This is a genomic window from Massilia sp. DWR3-1-1 (assembly GCF_049898325.1).
GTDB lineage: Bacteria > Pseudomonadota > Gammaproteobacteria > Burkholderiales > Burkholderiaceae_D > JAFCUW01.
The window spans coordinates 29,204-48,196 of the sequence record NZ_JAFCXL010000010.1 but is presented as its reverse complement, the minus strand read 5'-3'; the positions used below and the strand labels follow the sequence as shown (position 1 = coordinate 48,196).

The following is an 18,993-nucleotide window of genomic DNA, read 5'->3' as shown; positions in this document are numbered from 1 at the left end:
CGCTCAGCCGTTCTTGAGGGCTGCGGCAAAGTTCTTTTGCGCTTTCTCGACCGGCATGGCGGTGTTCCAGTAGGCCGTCAGTACATCCTGGATGGCGCCGTTCTGGTCGGGCGTGAGGTACACCTCGGAGACGCCGACCTGGCGCGATTTGTCGCGCATGACTGCCATGCCCTTCTGGGCGCAGGCGTCGAGTTTAGCGGTGTCGACATCCATGCGCACGGGGATCGAGCCCTTGAGCTGGCTGAAGGCGAGCTGGGTGGCGGGCGCCACCACCACGCTGGCGAGCAGTTTTTGCGCCTTGACGGCGTTCGGGTTGCTCGTTTTCGGGAACACGAACACATCGCCCTGGATCAGGTAAGGCACCGCCGGCCCCAGCCCGGCGATGCAGCCGTAGTCCTTGCCGGCCACCTGGCGCGCGGCGGTGAACTCGCCCTTGACCCAGTCGCCCATGATCTGCACGCCGGCCTTGCCGCGAATGAGCATGGCGGTGGCGTCGTTCCAGTTGCGCCCCGGTGCGCCGGCATCGGTGTAGCCTTGCATGCGCTTGAACGCCAGCAGCACTTTTTTGAAGGCGTCCGAACTGATGGCCTTCGGGTCGCGCTCGCGCATCACCGCCAGGTACAGTTCGCGCCCGCCCATATTGGCCAGGATGGCCGAGAACAGCACGGTTTCCTGCCAGGCCTGGCCGCCGTGCGCCAGCGGCACCAGGCCGGCCGCTTTCAATTTGTCGAGGGCGGCGAACAGCTCGTCCATGGTGGCCGGCTCGCGGGCGATGCCGGCCTGCCTGAACGCCGCCTGCGAATACCAGATCCAGGTCTGCATGTGAATGTTCAGGGGCACCGCGTACCAGTGGCCCTTGACCTTGATCACGTTGACGATGGGCGCCGGCAGCATCTGCTCCCAGCCTTCGCGGGCGGCGACGTCGTCGACGTTGTTGAGCATGCCCTGCTCGATCACGTCGAGGAACTGCTTGGAGGTGTTGAACTGGGCCGCCGTGGGCGGATTGCCGCCGACGATGCGATTGATGGTGACGGCGCGCGACTGGTCGCCGCCGGCGATGGCGGTGTCGATCCAGCTGCCGCCGGCGGCGCGGTAGGCCTGCGCCACCTGCATGACGGCGCTCGATTCGCCGCCCGAGGTCCACCAGTGGATCACTTCGGCGGTGGGGCCGGCGCCGACCGCCACCGGCGCGGCGGCGTGCGCGGCGCCGGCCAGCGCCAGGGCCAGCGCCACAGCCATGGACAGCGCGCTCATGCGAATGGGATTCATCCCGTCTCCTGTATGGCGGACCTGGGGTCCGCTCTGATTTTGTGTGTGAAAAATGGAAACGTTCCCATTTTTCCGGCCCGACTATAGCACCGGGCCAAAATGCCTGTCAACGCTTGCTAGCGTACTGTGCCATGGATCGGGGCGCGCCCACCCAACGCGAGCCGACCCGGATCGTCTGGACTGTTGAAAACGCAACAGTTTCAAAAAATATTTTATCCACGGGCATCCCCTCTGGCGCCCTCCCCTGGCGCCCGCCAACGCAGCACTCCCATGCGGCACTGCAAATTGACTTCAAAAATAGTTCGGTGCTATATTCGGCCCAATCAAATTGGAAAGGTTTCCAACCATGCGGACGACGATGTTCGGCAGCACCACCACGGCAGTCATGCTCAGTGCATGGCTGGCCACCGCGCTGGCGGCCACCGCGCTGGCGGCCAACACGCCTGCCCCGCTGACGGTGCCGCTGGCCGTGCCGGCCGGCTGGCAACTGGTGTGGTCCGACGAGTTCGACACCGACGGCCTGCCCGACCCCACCCGCTGGGACTACGACACGGCGTTCAACCGCCAGGGCTGGTTCAACCACGAGCGCCAGTACTATGCGCGAGCACGGCTGGAAAACAGCCGGGTGGCCGGCGGCAAGCTGATCATCACCGCCCGCAAGGAAGCTCTGGCGGACTTGCCCGACCATGGCGGCCAGCCCTACTCGTCGGCCCGCCTGTTCACGCGCGGCCTGGCCAGCTGGACCACCGGCTTTTTCGAGGTGCGCGCCCGGCTGCCGTGCGGCGGCGGCACCTGGCCGGCCATCTGGATGCTGGGCAGCCGCGGCAGCTGGCCTGGCGACGGCGAAATCGACATCATGGAACACGTGGGCAACAAGCGCGGCGAGATTCTCGGCAGCATCTACACGGGCGCGCAGAACTGGCCCATGAACACCCCCAACAGCAAGGCCATCCGCGTCGACGATGCCTGCCACGCCTTTCACAATTACCAGCTGCTGTGGACGCCCGACCAGCTCGTCATCGGCGTCGACGGCCGCCCCTACAACAGCCTGCGCAAGGGCGGCGACGGCGACTACCGCCAGTGGCCGTTCGCCAGCCCCCAGTACCTGCTGCTGAACCTGGCCATCGGCGGCGACCTCGGTGGCGCGGTCGACGATGCCAGCCTGCCCCAGCAACTGGAAATAGACTACGTGCGGGTGTTCCAGGCGCCGGCACGGGCGGCCGCCACTGTTGCTTCCCCGCCAAAACAGCCCGCCGCATCATCGCAGTCCCAATAATCGATTGACAATCTTTTTCAAGATACTTAATATTCACGAAACCTTGGATGGAAACGTTTCCATTCCAAAGAAAGCGAGGCGAAGCAGGCAGTAAGATAATTTCGGGTAACAGCAGAACCGGCAGCCAGGATCACCAACGAGCATGCCGGCATTCATCATTCAGGAGACAAGATGCAACATCCAAAGGCAAAGCAGACTTTACTCAGCCTTGCGGTAGCCAGTGCCTGCGCGGCCCTGTTTACCCCAGGCCTGACCCACGCCCAGAGCACGGGCGCCCAGACCACCCCCGTTAGCGGCGAACTGCAGACCGTGGTGGTCAGCGGCTTGCGCAGCAGCTTGCTGTCGTCGCTGAACCTCAAGCGCAATGCCGACGGCATCGTCGATGGCATCGTCGCCGAAGACATCGGCAAGTTCCCCGACACCAACCTGGCCGAAGCGCTCCAGCGCATTTCCGGCGTGTCGATCGACCGCGTCAACGGCGAAGGCCAGAAGGTCACCGTGCGCGGCATCGGCCCCGACTTCAACATGGTGCTGTTCAATGGCCGCCAGATGGCCACCTCCAACCTGGGCGACCTGAACGGCCGCTCGTTCGACTTCGCCAATGTCGCCTCGGAAGCGATTTCGCAGATCCAGGTGTACAAGACCAGCCGCGCCGATTCGCCCACCGGCGGTGTCGGCGCCACCCTCAACGTCATGACCGCGCGCCCGCTCGAGCGCCCGGGCCTGCTCTCGAGCGTGGGCGTGAAAGCGGTGAGCGACACCTCGAACAACAATCTGCCGGGCGATGTCAAGGCCAGCAAATCGACGACGCCGGAAATTTCTGGCATTTACAGCAATACCTCGGCCGACGGCCGCTTCGGCATCGCCGTCTCCGGCAGCTACCAGGAGCGCAATTCCGGCTACAACCAGGCCTCCGTCTCGAGCGGCTGGCACGGCCCGTTCAAGGGCGACGAGAACAACTGGGGCACGATCGCCCAGCCGGGCACGCCCGGCCCTTACGGCTCGGCTGGCATCACCAACCGTCCCGGCCCGAATGACGTCTATTCGGTCCCGCAAAATCTGAACTACAGCATGACCGGCATCAAGCGCCAGCGCACCAACGGCCAGTTGACCTTGCAGTTCGCCCCCGTCAAGGAATTCGTCACCACGCTGGACTACAGCTACTCGGAAAACAAGATCCAGACCAAGCGCAACGACATCTCGGCCTGGTTCAATTTCGGCCCCTCGACCAGTTCGTGGAGCAAGGGCCCCGTCTCCGGTCCCCTGGTCTACACGGAGATCATCAATCCAGCCAATAGCGACATCGCCATGGGCGGCGCCGACTTCGCCACCAAGACGCAGAACAATGCGCTGGGCATCAACCTGGCGTGGAAAGCGACGCCGGACCTGAAACTCGAATTCGACGCCCACAAATCGGTCGCCGAATCGAAGGCGGACAGCCCGTTCGGCTCGTCCAACACGCTGGGCACGGCCAGCTTCTCGCGCGGCACCACCAGCGCCGACTTCACCCAGGACTTCCCCGTGCTGTCGATCGAAGGCGCCGACTTCGTCAAGGCGCGCCAGCAGGTCACCGGTTCGTCGTTCCAGAATGCGTACATGAAGGGCGAGGTCGAGCAGGCCCAGGTCAGCGCGCGCTGGAAAGTGCGCGAATCGTCGCAGCTGAACTTCGGCCTGGCCGCCACCAAGGTCGACAACCGTTCGGCCTTCTCCAACCAGCAGCGCGACACCTGGGGCGGCGCCACCAGCCCGGCTGACTACCCGAGCAGTGTCTGGCACGCCGACACGATCCGCCAGTATTTCGACCAGATCGACGGCAGCAACAACCCGAAACTGTTCAACCAGTTCTACACCTTTAATTTTGCCCAGGTACGCCAGCTGGCCGCCACCGCGTCCGGCCTGCCCGCCCTGTACACGCCGAAATCGACCTTCGACACCGACCGCCGCACGGGCGAAAAATCGAAAAGCGGCTACTTCCAGTTCAACACCGACTGGGACACCGCCATGCCGATGCACACGGGGATCGGCGTGCGCTACGAGAAAACCGATGTATCGTCGGCCGCCCTGGTGCCCAGCGCGACGAGCATCACCATGGTCTCGGCCAATGAATTCTCGGTGGCCTTCGGCAACCCGCTGTTTACCAACCTCGGTGGCAGCTACCACAATGTGCTGCCCAGCCTGGACTTCGACATCGACCTGCGCAAGGACCTGAAACTGCGCGCCAGCTACGGCGAAACCATCGGCCGTCCCCGCTACGACCAGATCCAGGGCGGCCAGACGCTCGACCAGCTCGCCCGTGTGAACGGCGGCTCCGGCTCGCAGGGCAATCCGGCCCTCAAGCCGGTCAAGTCGAAGAACCTCGACGTCTCGCTCGAATGGTACTTCGGCAAAGCGAGCTTCGCTTCGCTGGGCCTGTTCCACAAGGACCTGAAGGACTACGCCGGCCAGTCGACCGTGACGGCCCAGCCGTTCAACCTGCACACGCCCGTCGGCGGCGCGCTGTGGAACGAAGCGTCGGCCAGCGGCTGCGGCAGCGATGCCGTCTGCATCCGCAACTTCATCTTCCGCAACCACCCGACCGCCCCCGGCGTGACGCGCGGCAAGGACGATGATGCGGGCAACGCCACCGGCAATATCGTCGGCCAGCCGGGCGACCCGATCGCCAACTTCAAGATCAACTCCTTCGCCAACCAGAAGGACGCCAGCCTGCACGGCGCCGAAGTCAATCTGCAGCACATGTTCGGCAACAGCGGTTTCGGCGTCCAGGCCAACTACACCTGGGTGCATTCGGGCCTGAAGTACGACAACGCCTCGCAGGGCGAGCAGTTTGCCCTGCTGGGACTGTCCAATTCAGCCAACCTGATCGGCATCTTCGAGAACGCCAAGTGGACCGCGCGCGCGGCCTACAACTGGCGCGGCGAGTTCCTCTCGTCGAACTTCGACAGCTACGGCCCGAATCCCCAGTACACCGAGGCCTATGGCCAGCTTGACCTGTCGGTCACCTATGCCTACACCGACAAGCTCAGTTTCCAGGTCGAGGCCATCAACCTGACCAACGAAACCTCGCGCGTGCACGGCCGCACCAAGACCGAGGTGCTGTACGCCACCCAGTCGGGGCCCCGTTACATGGTGGGCGCCCGCTACAAGTTCTGATGCTGGCAGCATAAACTGTACGAACGCGGCCGCTGATTCACAGCGGCCGTTTTCGGTTAGACTTTCGTTTCCTTTTACGCAATTATGGAACCATCGAATTTGAGACAGATCGTCATCGTCGGCGGCGGTTCGGCCGGCTGGCTCAGCGCCGGCGTGATCGCCGCCGATCATGCCGGCGCCGTGCAGGTGACGCTGATCGAGTCGCCCGACGTCGCCCCGATCGGCGTCGGCGAAGGCAGCTGGCCGTCGATGCGCGACACCTTGCGCCGCATCGGCGTGCAGGAGAGCGATTTCCTGCGCTGCTGCGACGCCGCCTTCAAGCAGGGCTCGCGCTTCGACGGCTGGCTAACCGGCCAGGGGGACGACCATTACTATCACCCCTTCGTGCTGCCGCAGGGCTTCGGCGAAACCGACCTGGTGGCGCACTGGCAGCGCCACCAGGGTGTCGGCGCCCGCCCCTTCGCCGACACCGTCAGTTTTCAGCCGCGCCTGTGCGCCCACGGGCGCGCGCCCAAGCAGGCCAGCACCCCGCAGTTCGCGGCGGTGGCCAATTACGGCTACCACCTCGACGCCGGCAAGTTCGGCGCCTTCCTGAAAGCCCACTGCGTGGAAAAGCTGGGGGTGCGCCACCTGCTCGACCACGTGGTGGCCATCAACAGCGCCGAGAACGGCGACATCGCCTCGCTGCGCACGGCCGCCCACGGCGACCTGGCCGGCGACCTGTACATCGACTGCAGCGGCATGCAGTCGCTGCTGCTGGGGCGGCACTACCAGGTGCCGCTGCGCGAACAGGCGCACATCCTGTTCAACGACCGCGCGCTGGCCGTGCAGGTGCCCTACCCGCAGCCGGATGCGCCGATCGCCTCGCAGACCACGGCGACGGCGCAGGCGGGCGGCTGGATCTGGGACATCGGCCTGCCCAGCCGGCGCGGCGTCGGCCACGTGTATTCGAGCGCCCACTGCGACGACGCCCAGGCCGAGGCAGCCCTACGCGCCTACATCGGCGAACGCGATATCGCCACCCCGCGCAAGATCAGTTTCACGCCCGGCTACCGCGAGCGCTTCTGGCACCGTAACTGCGTCGCCGTCGGCCTGGCGGGCGGCTTCATCGAGCCGCTCGAGGCGTCCGCGCTGGCGCTGGTGGAGATGGCGGCGATCGCCATCAGCGACGACCTGCCGTTCGAGCGCGCCACCATGGACATCGTCGGGCGCCGCTTCAACGAGCGCTTTACCTATTCCTGGGAGCGGGTGATCGAGTTCCTCAAGCTCCATTATGTGCTCAGCCGGCGCACCGACAGCGACTTCTGGCGCGACCACCGCGACAGCGCCAGCATCCCCGAGCGCCTGGCCGAGCTGCTGCAGCTGTGGCGCCACCGGGCGCCCGCGCGCAGCGACTTTCCCCGCACCGGCGAAGTGTTCCCCGCCGCCAGTTACCAGTACATCCTGTATGGCATGGGCTTCGACGGCCAGGCGCGCGCGCGCGGCGCCGACCATGCCGGCGTGGCCGAACAGTACTTCCGCGAAGCGGCCACGCTGGCCGAGCGCATGCTGCCGGCGCTGCCCGACAACCGCACGCTGCTGGCGCACATCGCCCGCCACGGCCTGCCCTCCATCTGACCATTTCACCGAAAGCACCACGATGTCCAAGCCCGTCCTGCTCAACAACGTCGACCACAAGCACCTGCGCATCCGCACCGGCCACGCCGCCGCGCTGGCCGAGCGGCAGATGTTCGCACCCACCTTCCCCGCCGAGTTCCGCGACCTGCAGGCCTGCTACCCGATCGTGTTCCGAAAATCGGACGACGGCACCCATTTCGAGCCGGTCGCCCTGTTCGGCTTCGTGGAAGGTGAAAACCTGTTCCTCGCCAACGGCGGCTGGGATGCCCCCGTGATCCCGCTGGCGGTGGCGCGCCAGCCCTTCCTGATCGGCGTCGATGGCGAGACGCTGCTGGTGCACGTCGACCTGGACAGCCCGCGCTGCTCGAACGAGGACGGCGAAGCGGTGTTCCTGCCGCACGGCGGCACCACCGACTTCCTCGAACAGGTCAATTCCACCCTGCTGACGCTGCACCAGGGTTTGCAGGCCACGCCCCTGTTCATGGACGCGCTGCTGGCGCTGGACCTGCTCGAATCGTTCGTGCTCGACATCGAACTCGACGACGGCAGCGAAGGCCGGCTGGCCGGCTTCTATGCCATCCACGAAGAGCGCCTGGGCGCGCTCGAGGCGAGCGTACTGGGCGAACTGCACCGGGCCGGCTACCTGCAGGCGATCTTCATGGCGCTCGCTTCGCTGTCGAAGCTGCGCGGCCTGATCGAGCGCAAAAACGCCAAAAACCGCGCCCATGCCAGCATCGCCTAGGCCGATGCGCGAGATTGCCGCCGACGCGCTCGACGAGGCCTGGCTCAGTTCAAGCGAACCGCTGCTGCTGCGCGGCCTGGTGCGCCAGTGGCCGCTGGTGGCGGCGGCGCGGGCCGGCCAGGCCAGCGCCTACCTGCGCCGCTTCTACCGCGACGCCACCGTCACCGCCATGCTGGGCGCGCCCGCCATCGACGGCCGCTTCTTTTACAACGAGGATCTGTCGGGCTTTAATTTTGCGCCCTTGCGGGTGCGCCTCGACCAGGTGCTCGATGAACTCGACAAGCACGCCGCCAGCGATCCGGCACCGGCCATCTACGTGGGCTCGACCACGGTCGACACCTGCCTGCCGGGGCTGCGCGCGCTCAACGACATCGACCTGGGCGGGCGCGACGCGCTCGCCAGCATCTGGATCGGCAACCGCACCCGCATCGCCGCCCATTACGACGTGCCCGACAATATCGCCTGCGTGGCGGCCGGGCGCCGCCGCTTCACCGTGTTCCCGCCCGGGCAGCTGGACAACCTGTACGTGGGTCCGCTCGACTTCACCCCGGCCGGCCAGGCCATCAGCCTGGTCGATTTTCGCCGGCCCGACCTGGCGCGCCATCCCCGCTTCGCGCGCGCGCTCGAACACGCCCAGGTGGCCGAACTGGGGCCCGGCGACGCCATCTTCATTCCCAGCATGTGGTGGCACCACGTCGAAGCGCTCGAGCCCTTCAATGTGCTGGTCAATTACTGGTGGCGCGGCGTGCCCGATTACGTCGACACCCCCACCAGCGCGCTGCTGCTGGCGATGATGACGATCCGCGGCCTGCCGCCCGAACAGCGGGCCGCCTGGCAGGCGCAGTTCCGCCACTACGTGTTCGAGGCCGACGAGGCCGGCGTCGCCCACATCGCCGCATCCGCGCGCGGCATCCTGGCGCCACTGGACGACGACGCCACCCGCGTGCTGCGCGCGCAGCTGCTGAAAAAATTAAACCGATAACAATTAAACTGATAACAATACCACCGTAAAAAACGGTGCAAGGAGACCGCATGACGATCGATCGCAGCAGCATTCCACCACGGCCGGTCCGGCGCGTCGTCATCGCCGGCGGCGGCACCGCCGGCTGGATGGCCGCCGCCGCCATCTCGAAAGTACTGGGCCAGCGCCTCGACATCACCCTGATCGAGTCCGACGAGATCGGCACGGTGGGCGTGGGCGAGGCAACCATTCCCACCCTGCTCAATTTCCACAGCCTGCTCGAGATCAACGAGCAGGAGTTCATGGCCGCCACCCAGGCCACCTTCAAGCTGGGCATCAGCTTCGAGAACTGGCGCGCCGTCGGCGCCGACTACATCCACTCGTTCGGCATGACCGGGGTCGATCACTGGACCGCCGGCTTCCAGCATTTCTGGCACAAGGGGCGCGAGCGCGAACTGGCCGGCGCCTACGGCGACTACTGCCTGGAACTGAAGGCGGCGCAGCTGAACCGCTTCGCCCACCTGCCCAAGAACGGCATGAACTATGCCTACCACCTCGACGCCTCGCGCTACGCCAGGTTCCTGCGCAAGTTCGCCGAAGGCTACGGCGTCAGGCGCGTCGAGGCGAAGATCGACGCCGTCCGGCGCGACCCGGCCAGCGGCGACATCACCGCGCTGCAGCTGGACTCGGTCAGCAGCATCGAAGCGGACCTGTTCATCGACTGCACGGGTTTTCGCGCCCTGCTGATCGGCCAGGCCATGGGCCAGCCCTACCAGGACTGGTCGCACTGGCTGTTCGCCGACAGCGCCATCGCCGTGCAGACGGCGGCCACCCGCCCCGCCGTGCCCTACACGCGCTCGATCGCCCACGGCGCCGGCTGGCAGTGGCAGATCCCCTTGCAGGAGCGGGTCGGCAACGGCATCGTGTTCGCCAGCACCTACGTCGACGACGCCGCCGCCGAAGCGACCCTGATGGCCAATATCGGCGGCGCCGTGCTGACCACCCCGCGCGTGATCCGCTTCAAGCCCGGCCAGCGCGCGCGCACCTGGGCCGGCAACTGCGTCGCGCTGGGGCTGGCCAGCGGCTTTCTTGAGCCGATCGAGTCGACCAGCATCCACCTGATCCAGCGCGGCATCGTGCGCCTGATGCAGATGTTCCCCACCGATGGCATTTTTCAGACCGATATCGACGAATACAACCGCCAGACGGCCGCCGAGATCGAACATATCCGCGATTTCATCATCCTGCACTACCACGTCACCGAGCGGCGCGACACGCCGTTCTGGCGCGCCTGCGCCAGCCTGGACCTGCCGCCCTCGCTGCGCCAGCGCATCGACCTGTTCGCCGACAGCGGCCGGGTGTTCCGCGCGCCCAATGAACTGTTCGCCGAAAATTCGTGGATCCAGGTCATGCTGGGCCAGGGCATCCACCCGCGCCAGCACCATCCCAGCGCCGACCTGATGGGCGACGAGGAACTGCGCGCGTTCCTCGACAACATCCGCGGCGGCGTCGAGCGCACCGTGGCGCAGCTACCGGGCCACCAGGACTACGTCGAGCGCTACTGCGGCGCGCCGGCGCCGCCCGCCAGCCGCTGATTTTCACTGATTTTCACTGATTTTCACTGATCACCGCTGGCCCGGTGCGGCAAGGGCCGGCGCGCCGGCGCCCCCCTGCCACGCGCATCAGTTCGGAGAGCGGCCGTGCAGTTCCTGGCGCGAGCGCTTGCGCAGTTCGGCCTTGCGAAAGCGCGCGCGCTGCTCGTCCGTCTCGGGCACCAGCACGGGCACACGCTGGGGCTTGCGGTCCTCGTCGACGGCAACCATCGTGAAATAGCAGCTGTTGGCATGCCGCACGGTGCGCTGCTGGATGTTTTCGGCGTTCACGCGGATGCCGATTTCCATCGAACTGGTGCCCGTGTAATTGACCGAGGCGAGGAAGGTGACCAGTTCACCGACGTGTATCGGCTGCAGAAACATCACCTCGTCGACCGACAGGGTGACAACATAGCGGCCCGAATAGCGGCTGGCGCAGGCGTAGGCCACGCTGTCGAGAAACTTGAGGATGGTGCCGCCGTGCACGTTGCCGGAAAAATTGGCCATGTCGGGGGTCATCAGCACCGTCATCGTGAGCTCGTGATTGGCCCGGTGGGGGTGGTCTGCCATGGATTGCATCCTGTTGCCTAAAAGCATATCGTAGCCGAAAAATCGCCGGCGCTGTCAAGCGCCCTGCCCGACCTCGTCGCCGCGCGCGGTCCGGGTCGGCGGCGCGGCCGGCAGCGGCCCCTGGCGCAAGGCGGACAAGGCCGCGCGCGGCGTGTCCATCAGGTAGCCCTGGGCCCAGGCCGTGGCGCCACTGTGCGCGGCGGCGCGCTCGATCAGGGCGCGCCCGGCAGCGCTGTCGAGCCGCTTGACGATCACCGTGACGCCCGCCCCTTGCGCCAGTTCGAGCAAGGCGGGCAAGGCGGCGCCGTCGCGCAGCACGCGCGCATCGATCTTCACGGCGTGGGGCTGGAACTGGCCGATGGCGTCCATCGCATCGGCGATGCTGGCGGCGTTGAAGGCCAGCCGAAAGCCATTGCGCCTGTAATTGTCGGCAACATAATTGGCCAGCCAGCGACTGGCCGCGCCCACCGCCGGCAGTTGCAGCACGATGCGCTCGGCGGGCAAGCCCAGCGCCGCGAGAATGCGGCGGAAGGCGTAGCCGTGATTGCTGCTGACGGCGCTGAGCAGGCGGTCATGCACGCTTAAATACAGGTCGCCGTCGCCGGCCTCGGCCTGCCGAAAGAAATTAATGGCATGCAGCATGCGGCACAGCCGGTCCAGTTCCACCGATTGGTCGTCGCTGGCGGCATGGTCGAGCATGCGCCACAGCGACAAGCCGGCATCGTGCCCGGACGCCCCCCGCGCCAGGGCCTCGAGGGCGGCCGGCGCGGCACCGTCGGCACCGAGCGCATGGATGGGCTGGAAGGCGCTGGTCAGGGTGCAATTGAAAAATTGCTCGTGGACGCGGCCATCGGCGCTGCGCCAGACCGACGCACTGGCCGAAGGGGCATCGCCAAGGCGCGCCAGGTAGTCGTTCAGAGCGGGAAATGCCATGGGATAGCTTGCCGCGAATGTAAAGAAATGCAGTCTACGGCCGCCGCCCCCGCCGTCCAACGAAGCGATCCACATATCGATACTTGGAAACCTTCGTTCGCGCCCGCACCCGCAGCGGATAAGCTCAGGCATCGAATTCACCGGATGTGCAGATGTGTCAACTCTTGGGAATGAACAGCAGTAAACCGGCCGGCCTCGATTTCAGCTTTGCCGGCTTTGCCGAGCGGGGCGGGCGCACCGCCGAACACAGTGACGGCTGGGGCATCGCCTTTCACGGCGCCGAAAGCTGCCACCTGATCATCGACCAGCGTGCCTCGAGCGACTCGCCGCTGGTGCAGGCCTTCAAGGAAAGCCGCCTGCGGGCGCGCAACGTGGTGGCGCACATCCGCAAAGCCACCCAGGGCGCCATCTCGCTGGCCAACAGCCACCCGTTTACCCGCGAGCTGTGGGGCCGCACCTGGTCGTTCGCGCACAATGGCAACCTGGTCGACTTCGCGCCCCCCAGCACCGGCGCCTACACGCCGGTGGGACAGACCGACAGCGAGCGCGCCTTCTGCCACCTGATGGGCGCGCTGGCCACGCGCTTTGCCACGCAGCCGGGGCGCAGCGCCCTGTTCGACGCCGTCGCCACCATCGCCGGCGCCATCGCCCGCCACGGCACCTTTAATTTCATCCTCTCGAACGGCGACATCCTGCTGGCGCACTGCTCGACGCGCCTGCACTACGTCATCCGCCAGTACCCGTTCGCCCAGGCCCGCCTGCTCGACTGCGACCTGCAGATCGATTTCAACCGCCACAACCACCTCGATGACCGCATGGTGGTGGTCGCCACCGAACCGCTTACCAGCGGCGAGCAGTGGCTGGCGCTGGCGCCCGGGCAGCTGAGCATGTTTGCCGACGGCGTGCCCCAGCATGCGCCCACGCCGGCGCACCAGAAGCGGCGCCTGCTGCTCAGTTACTAATTGAACGCCTTTCTTGTCGTATTTCCCTCAACCCATTGGAAAACAGTATGTCTATTTCAGAGATCAACGTCCGCAACCAGTTTCGCGGCATCATCAAGGAAATCATCCGCGGCTCGGTGGTGTCGGAAGTCGACGTCGAAACCGCCAACGGCATCGTCACCTCCATCATCACCACGCGCTCGATCGCCGACCTGGAACTGAAGGTGGGCAGCGAAGTGATCGCGCTCGTCAAGGCGACCGATGTGTCGCTGGCCAAAATCGCATAAGCCGTCGCCACTGCGCCCGATTGAGCGGCATCAAGCGCGCGAGCGCGCCGGCCGGCAGACTGTTTTCAAGGGCGCATCGGCCCCTGGGCAGATCTCACCGACGGAGGCACGACCATGAGCGCACGACCGAGTCGCACCCGCAACGCGCGTTGCTTCCTGGCCATGCTGGCCGGTGCCGCCCTGCTGTCGGGCTGCGCCGAACTGGACGCCAATCTGAAAAAAGCGGTGGCCATCAAATACCAGCATGTCGCCAATGTCCGGTCTTTCCAGGCCAGCGTCAACAATACCCAGCGCCAGCTCGGCGGCGTCAATCCAGGCAGTTTCTGGGCCTTGTTCGATATCTGCTCGATCGACGTCCAGGGCAGCAGCCTGGCCGGCTTCAACTACGACGCCAACCGGTTTTTCGTCGAAGCGGGCAACGCCCGTTACGACATCGGCACGCCCGACACCATCAATGTCTCCAGCGAGCCCATGTCCTCGCAAACGCCGCTGGTGGTCCAGGCGGCGCGCGGCGCTTTCCAGCTGGGACCGCCGTCCCAGTTCTTTCCCAGGCAGTTCTTTCCCACGCTGCGCTACCGCATCGCCATCTTTGTCAGGGAAAATCCGCCCGGCTACCGCGGTGATTTCCTCACCCTGGGCTACGACGGCCAGCCCCAGGTGGCGGCGCTGGTGCAACTGGCGCCGCAGCGACCGGACGGGCCCGTCAGACCAGCGGCGATCGACTTTTATCTGCCGGGGGCAACGGCGCCCATCGCCAGCACCTGTTTCTGACGGCCTGCGGCCTGCGGCATGCCGCGGGGCGGCGTGCCTTTGTCGCCCGCCGCAGCGCCGATCGCTTATAGTACCGGACCGGCCGCGCCACCACGGCGCCGCCCGCCACCGGAAAGTGAACCCGCATGTCCCCCCATCGTACGGCGCTGACGGCGGCGCATCTCGCCGCCGTGCTGTTCGGCCTGACGGGCATCTTCGGCGCCCTCATCCACGCCGACGCCAGCGTCATCACCTTCGGCCGGGCCGCGTTTGCCGTGGCCGCGCTGGCCCTGATCGCGCGGCTGCGCCGCCGCCCCCTGCTCAAGGGCCTGTCCGGCCCGCAGTTGGGCGTGCTCGGCCTGACCGGCCTGCTACTGGCAGCCCACTGGGTGAGCTTTTTTGTCGCCGTCAAGGTGGGCGGCGTGGCCGTGGCGACGCTGGGCTTTGCCAGCTTTCCCGCCCTGATCGCCGTGCTCGATGTGCTGGTGTTTCGTGAACGGATCGGCGCCACCGAGACCGCGCTGCTGGGCCTGGTCACACTGGGACTGCTGCTGGTCACCCCGTCCTTCGACTACCGTGACCATGGCACCGCCGGCCTGCTGTGGGGCATCGCTTCCGGCCTGTCGTTTGCCCTGCTGGCCATCGCCAACCGGCGCGGCGCGCGGGGCATGGCGGCGATGCAGGTGGCGTTCTGGCAAAACGCCGTCGTCTGCGCGGTGCTGGCGCCGTTTGCGCTGGGCAAACTGGGCGCGCTGGGCCAGGCCGACTGGGGGTTCCTGGCCCTGCTGGGGGTGTTCTGCACGGGGCTGGCGCAATGGCTGTTCGTCACCAGCCTGGCGGGCCTGAGCGCGCGCGGCGCCGGCATGATCCTCTCGCTCGAACCCGTCTACGCCATCGGCTGCGCCTGGTGGCTGTTCGGCCAGCAGCCGGCGCCACGCGTGCTGGCCGGCGCCGCCCTGATCCTGTCTGCCATCGTGCTCGCCGCGCGCGGCACACCGCAGGCGCCGCCACGGCCGCCAGCCAGGCCGGCCGCCATCGACTGAGCGCTGGCAGCGGTGGGCCGCGCGCCCGTGGCGAACAGGCACGGCGGGCGCCGACATGCGCCACAAAAAACGCATTTACATATCGATAATCAATCGTTAGAAATTCCCGACTGCAACGATAAACTGCGTCGGCAGTGCGCAATCGCGCCACTGCCGGCGCCGCCGACGCGCGCCGTTCTACCAGACAAAAGGGCAGCATGATTTCCGCAGGCATCGCGCAAGCGCGCACCACCACCCCCACCAACCCGCTGTTCCGGCTGCACGCCATCGGCTGCGCCATCGCTGCCCTGTGCGCCGGCATGCCGCTGGCCGCGCACGCCGCCGGCCAGCGCGCCAGCGAGCCCGGCGAGCCCACCGCCAGCATCATCGTCACCGGCACCCGCGTGTCGAACCGCTCGGTGCTCGATACGGCCTCGCCCGTCGACGTCGTCTCCGCCGAGGCCCTCACCAATCGCGGCGTCACCGAAGTGGCCGAGGCGCTGGCGGCGGCCCTGCCGGCGCTGAACTTTCCCCGTCCCGGCCTGACCGACGCCACCGACACCGTGCGCCCCGTCACCCTGCGCGGCCTGGCGCCCGACCAGGTGCTGGTGCTGGTCAATTCGAAACGCCGCCACGCTTCCGCGCTCGTCAACGTCAACGGCACCGTCGGCCGCGGCTCGGCCTCGGTCTACCTCAATACCATCCCCGCCTTCGCCATCTCCACCGTCGAAGTGCTGCGCGATGGCGCCGCCGCCCAGTACGGCTCGGACGCAATTGCCGGCGTGATCAACTTCCGCCTGCGCGAAAACCGCAGCGGCGGCGCCCTGTCCGTCAATGCGGGCGTGCGCGACACGACGTACGGCTTCAATCCCGGCGCCGCCCCGGCCGGCCTGGCGCTGAACGCGCCCACAGAACGCAGCCGCACCGACGGCGGCACCGTCACCGTCGGCGGCTGGAAGGGTTTCAGCCTGGGCGAGGACGGCTTCCTGACCCTGTCGGCAGAACTGAAAAAACAGCAGCATTCCGAACGCAGCGGCTACGATGTGCGCCAGTTTTACGCCAAGGTCAACGGCGCCTTCGATCCGCGCGAACTGACTGCCAATCGCTTCGACACCTGGTCGGGCGAGCCGGAACTGAAACAGGCGACCCTGTTCGCCAACGCCGGCCGCACCCTCGACGACGGCCGCAAGCTCTACGCCTGGGCCAGCTACCAGCGGCGCCAGTCCGATTCGGCCGGCTTCTTCCGCCGCCCCCTGCAGGACGAGAACATCGTCGCCCTGTATCCGGACGGCTACCTGCCGCTGATCGGCAGCATCGTCGACGACTACAGCGCCGCGCTGGGCACCAGCTGGACCAACAATGGCTGGGATTTCGACACCTCGGTGGTGTACGGCAAGAACAAGCTCGATTTTGACGTCAGCAACTCGCTCAACCGCTCGATCGGCCCCACCAGCAAGACGGCGTTTTACGCGGGCGGCTTCGGCTACCAGCAACTGACCGGCAATTTCTCGGCGGTGCGTCCCGTCGAGGTGGGCCTGGCGGCGCCCCTGAACGTGGCGCTGGGGGCCGAGCTGCGGGGCGAAAATTACCAGTTGTGGGCGGGTGAACCCGATTCCTACCGCTACGGCGGCGCCGTGCTGGCCAGCGGCCTGCCCACCGCCGCCGGCGCCCAGGTCTTCCCCGGCTACACGCCGGCCAACGCGGTCGATGCCAGCCGCCACTCGGTGGGCGCCTTCATCGACCTGGAAACCCGCCTGCGGCCTGAACTGCTGGCCTCGCTGGCGGCGCGCGCCGAGCGCTACTCCGACTTCGGCAGCAACCTCACCGGCAAACTGGCCCTGCGCTACGAGTTCACGCCCGCCTTCGCCCTGCGCGGCGCGGTGCAGAACGGCTTTCGCGCGCCGTCTCCCCAGCAGCAGTACTACACCTCCACCTCGATGACCTTCATCGACGGCGTGGCCTTCAATATCGCCACCTTCAAGCCGGGCGACGCGGCCGCCATCGCGCTGGGCGCCAAGCCGCTGGAAGCGGAAAAATCGGTCAATTATTCGCTGGGCGCGGTGTGGAAGCTGGGCCCGGTCAGCATCACCGCCGACGCCTACCGCATCAACATCGACAACCGCATCGTGCTGTCGGAAAACCTGACCTCCACCGGCGTGCGCCAGTACCTGCAAACCCTGGGCCTGACGGGCGTGGGCGGCGGGCGCTTCTTCATCAACGGCGTCGACACGAGCACCGACGGCATCGACGTGGTGCTGAACTGGCCGCTGCGCAAGCAAAGCTGGGGCCGCCTCGACCTGACCCTGGCCGGCAACTACAACAAGACCGAGGTGACGCGCACCCCGGCCACGGCGCAGTTATCGGCGCTCAATCCGGCGCCCATCCTGTTCGGCCGCGCCAACATCGTCAGCCTGGAACGGGGCCAGCCGAAAAACAAGATCAGCGCCGGCGCCAACTGGAAGGGTGAGGCCTGGGGCGGCTCGCTCAACGTCACCCGCTACGGCGAGGTGGTGTCGGCCGGCACGACCGAGGCGCTCGACTTCGTGCTCACGCCGAAAACCATCGTCAACGCCGAGGCGCGCTACAGGCTCACCGCAGCGACCGAAATCGCGCTCGGTGCGGACAACCTGTTCGATATCTACCCGGACGCCCTGCCCGCCTCCCTCAACACCACCGGCGCGGTGCCCTACGCGAACCGCTCGCCGTTCGGGCGCGCCGGCCGCTACGTGTATGCGCGCCTGAACTACCGCTTCTGAGCGGTGGGGCCGGCGGACTCAGAAACCGGCCAGCACCACCTTGCCCTGCGCCGTGCCGCTCTCGAGCAGCGCGTGCGCGCGGCGCAGGTTGGCCGCCGTGATGGTGCCGAAACTGGCATTGAGGGTGGTGCGGATGCGGCCCTCGTCGACCAGCGCGGCGACCCGGGCGAGCAGCTTGCCCTGCTCGGCCATGTCGTCGGTGTGGAACAGCGAGCGGGTAAACATCAGTTCCCAGTGCAGTGAAATCGACTTGGTCTTGAGGGCCACGGCGTCGAGCTGCGCGGGATCGTCGATCAGCGCCAGCTGGCCCTGCGGACGGATGCAGGCGATCAGGTCGGCGTAATGGGCCTCGGTGTGGGTCAGCGACGCCACCGCGTCGACCGCGTCGATGCCGGCCGCGGCCAGTTGCGGCGCCAGCGGCATGGCATGATCGAGCACCAGGTGTGCGCCCAGTGCCAGGCACCAGTCGCGCGTGGCCGCGCGCGAGGCGGTGGCCACCACCCGCAGCCCGGTCAGCTGGCGCGCCAGCTGGATCAGGATCGAGCCGACCCCGCCGGCGCCGCCGACGATGAGCAATGTCTTGCCGCTGGCGCCGCCCAGCGGCATGCGCAGGCGGTCGAACAGCAACTCCCAGGCGGTGATGGCGGTCAGCGGCAGCGCGGCCGCTTCGCTGTCGCTCAGGCTGGCCGGCGCCCTGGCGACGATGCGCTCGTCGACCAGTTGCAGCTCGCTGTTGCTGCCCGGGCGGTCAAGCGCGCCCGCATAGAACACCCGGTCACCGATGGCAAAGCCCGTCACGTCCGCACCCATGGCCTCGACGATGCCGACGGCGTCCCAGCCCAGCACCGCCGTCTGCCCATCGGCCGGCGCGCGGCGCAGGCGAATCTTGGTGTCGACGGGGTTGACCGACACGGCGCGCACCCGCACCAGCAGGTCGCGCGCGAGCGGGGTGGGCGCCGGCAAGACCAGGTCTTCCAGCGCCAGTGGGTCATCGATGGGCAGGCAATGGTGATATCCAACAGCTTTCATGGGGCGTCCGGTTCTCATCAGGTGGTGCAGTGATCGGCGGCGCCGCTTGCAGGCGACGCTCTGGCACGATCATAGCGCTTGCGCCGCCGGCGTGCAGG

General features: G+C 67.0%; 15 protein-coding genes. 11 read left to right on the top strand and 4 right to left on the bottom strand.

Annotation, left to right across the window (positions count from 1 at the left end):
* Positions 1-3 precede the first annotated feature (3 nt).
* Positions 4-1,269: an ABC transporter substrate-binding protein gene (locus tag ACP7EY_RS12385; RefSeq protein WP_426193922.1), complete on the bottom strand. Its 1,266-nt coding sequence runs from the start codon at positions 1,267-1,269 to the stop codon at positions 4-6.
* 346 nt (positions 1,270-1,615) lie between these two features.
* Between ACP7EY_RS12385 and ACP7EY_RS12380 the strand changes: the two genes are divergently transcribed.
* The 6 genes from ACP7EY_RS12380 (at position 1,616) to ACP7EY_RS12355 (ending at position 10,610) form a co-directional block, all read left to right on the top strand.
* Positions 1,616-2,545, top strand: coding sequence for a glycoside hydrolase family 16 protein (locus ACP7EY_RS12380; protein WP_426193920.1), 930 nt, complete (start codon positions 1,616-1,618; stop codon positions 2,543-2,545).
* 171 nt (positions 2,546-2,716) lie between these two features.
* Positions 2,717-5,695: a TonB-dependent receptor gene (locus tag ACP7EY_RS12375; RefSeq protein ID WP_426193918.1), complete on the top strand. Its 2,979-nt coding sequence runs from the start codon at positions 2,717-2,719 to the stop codon at positions 5,693-5,695.
* A gap of 99 nt (positions 5,696-5,794) precedes the next feature.
* On the top strand, positions 5,795-7,312 hold the full coding sequence (locus ACP7EY_RS12370; protein WP_426193915.1) for a tryptophan halogenase family protein: 1,518 nt from the start codon (positions 5,795-5,797) through the stop codon (positions 7,310-7,312).
* Between the two features lie 22 nt (positions 7,313-7,334).
* Complete coding sequence (locus tag ACP7EY_RS12365; RefSeq protein WP_426193913.1) at positions 7,335-8,054, top strand: SapC family protein; 720 nt, start codon at positions 7,335-7,337, stop codon at positions 8,052-8,054.
* Complete coding sequence (locus ACP7EY_RS12360; RefSeq protein ID WP_426193911.1) at positions 8,038-9,036, top strand: cupin-like domain-containing protein; 999 nt, start codon at positions 8,038-8,040, stop codon at positions 9,034-9,036. Before ACP7EY_RS12365 ends, ACP7EY_RS12360 begins: the two co-directional genes overlap by 17 nt.
* 50 nt (positions 9,037-9,086) lie before the next feature.
* Positions 9,087-10,610 (top strand): tryptophan halogenase family protein, encoded by a 1,524-nt coding sequence (locus ACP7EY_RS12355; RefSeq protein WP_426193909.1) that lies wholly within the window; start codon positions 9,087-9,089, stop codon positions 10,608-10,610.
* An 87-nt stretch (positions 10,611-10,697) separates the two neighbouring features.
* On the opposite strand, the gene ACP7EY_RS12350 is transcribed toward ACP7EY_RS12355, so the two are convergent.
* Together ACP7EY_RS12350 and ACP7EY_RS12345 are read right to left on the bottom strand one after the other, a co-directional pair.
* On the bottom strand, positions 10,698-11,177 hold the full coding sequence (locus ACP7EY_RS12350; protein WP_426193907.1) for an acyl-CoA thioesterase: 480 nt from the start codon (positions 11,175-11,177) through the stop codon (positions 10,698-10,700).
* Positions 11,178-11,231: 54 nt separating this feature from the next.
* Positions 11,232-12,110, bottom strand: a complete 879-nt coding sequence (locus ACP7EY_RS12345; protein WP_426193905.1) for an EAL domain-containing protein — start codon at positions 12,108-12,110, stop codon at positions 11,232-11,234.
* A 152-nt stretch (positions 12,111-12,262) separates the two neighbouring features.
* Here ACP7EY_RS12345 and ACP7EY_RS12340 point away from each other — a divergent pair, with 152 nt between their 5' ends.
* The 5 genes from ACP7EY_RS12340 (at position 12,263) to ACP7EY_RS12320 (ending at position 17,866) form a co-directional block, all read left to right on the top strand.
* Entirely contained in the window at positions 12,263-13,072 is an 810-nt protein-coding gene (locus ACP7EY_RS12340) for a class II glutamine amidotransferase (RefSeq protein ID WP_426193903.1), read from the top strand.
* 47 nt (positions 13,073-13,119) lie between these two features.
* Positions 13,120-13,338 (top strand): TOBE domain-containing protein, encoded by a 219-nt coding sequence (locus ACP7EY_RS12335; protein ID WP_426193901.1) that lies wholly within the window; start codon positions 13,120-13,122, stop codon positions 13,336-13,338.
* Between the two features lie 114 nt (positions 13,339-13,452).
* Complete coding sequence (locus ACP7EY_RS12330; RefSeq protein WP_426193899.1) at positions 13,453-14,109, top strand: hypothetical protein; 657 nt, start codon at positions 13,453-13,455, stop codon at positions 14,107-14,109.
* A gap of 125 nt (positions 14,110-14,234) precedes the next feature.
* Positions 14,235-15,131, top strand: coding sequence for a DMT family transporter (locus ACP7EY_RS12325; RefSeq protein WP_426193897.1), 897 nt, complete (start codon positions 14,235-14,237; stop codon positions 15,129-15,131).
* 197 nt (positions 15,132-15,328) lie between these two features.
* Entirely contained in the window at positions 15,329-17,866 is a 2,538-nt protein-coding gene (locus ACP7EY_RS12320; protein WP_426193895.1) for a TonB-dependent receptor plug domain-containing protein, read from the top strand.
* Positions 17,867-17,884: 18 nt separating this feature from the next.
* Here ACP7EY_RS12320 and ACP7EY_RS12315 read toward each other — a convergent pair whose 3' ends face one another.
* Positions 17,885-18,895 (bottom strand): zinc-binding alcohol dehydrogenase family protein, encoded by a 1,011-nt coding sequence (locus ACP7EY_RS12315; protein ID WP_426193893.1) that lies wholly within the window; start codon positions 18,893-18,895, stop codon positions 17,885-17,887.
* Between the last annotated feature and the right edge of the window lie 98 nt (positions 18,896-18,993).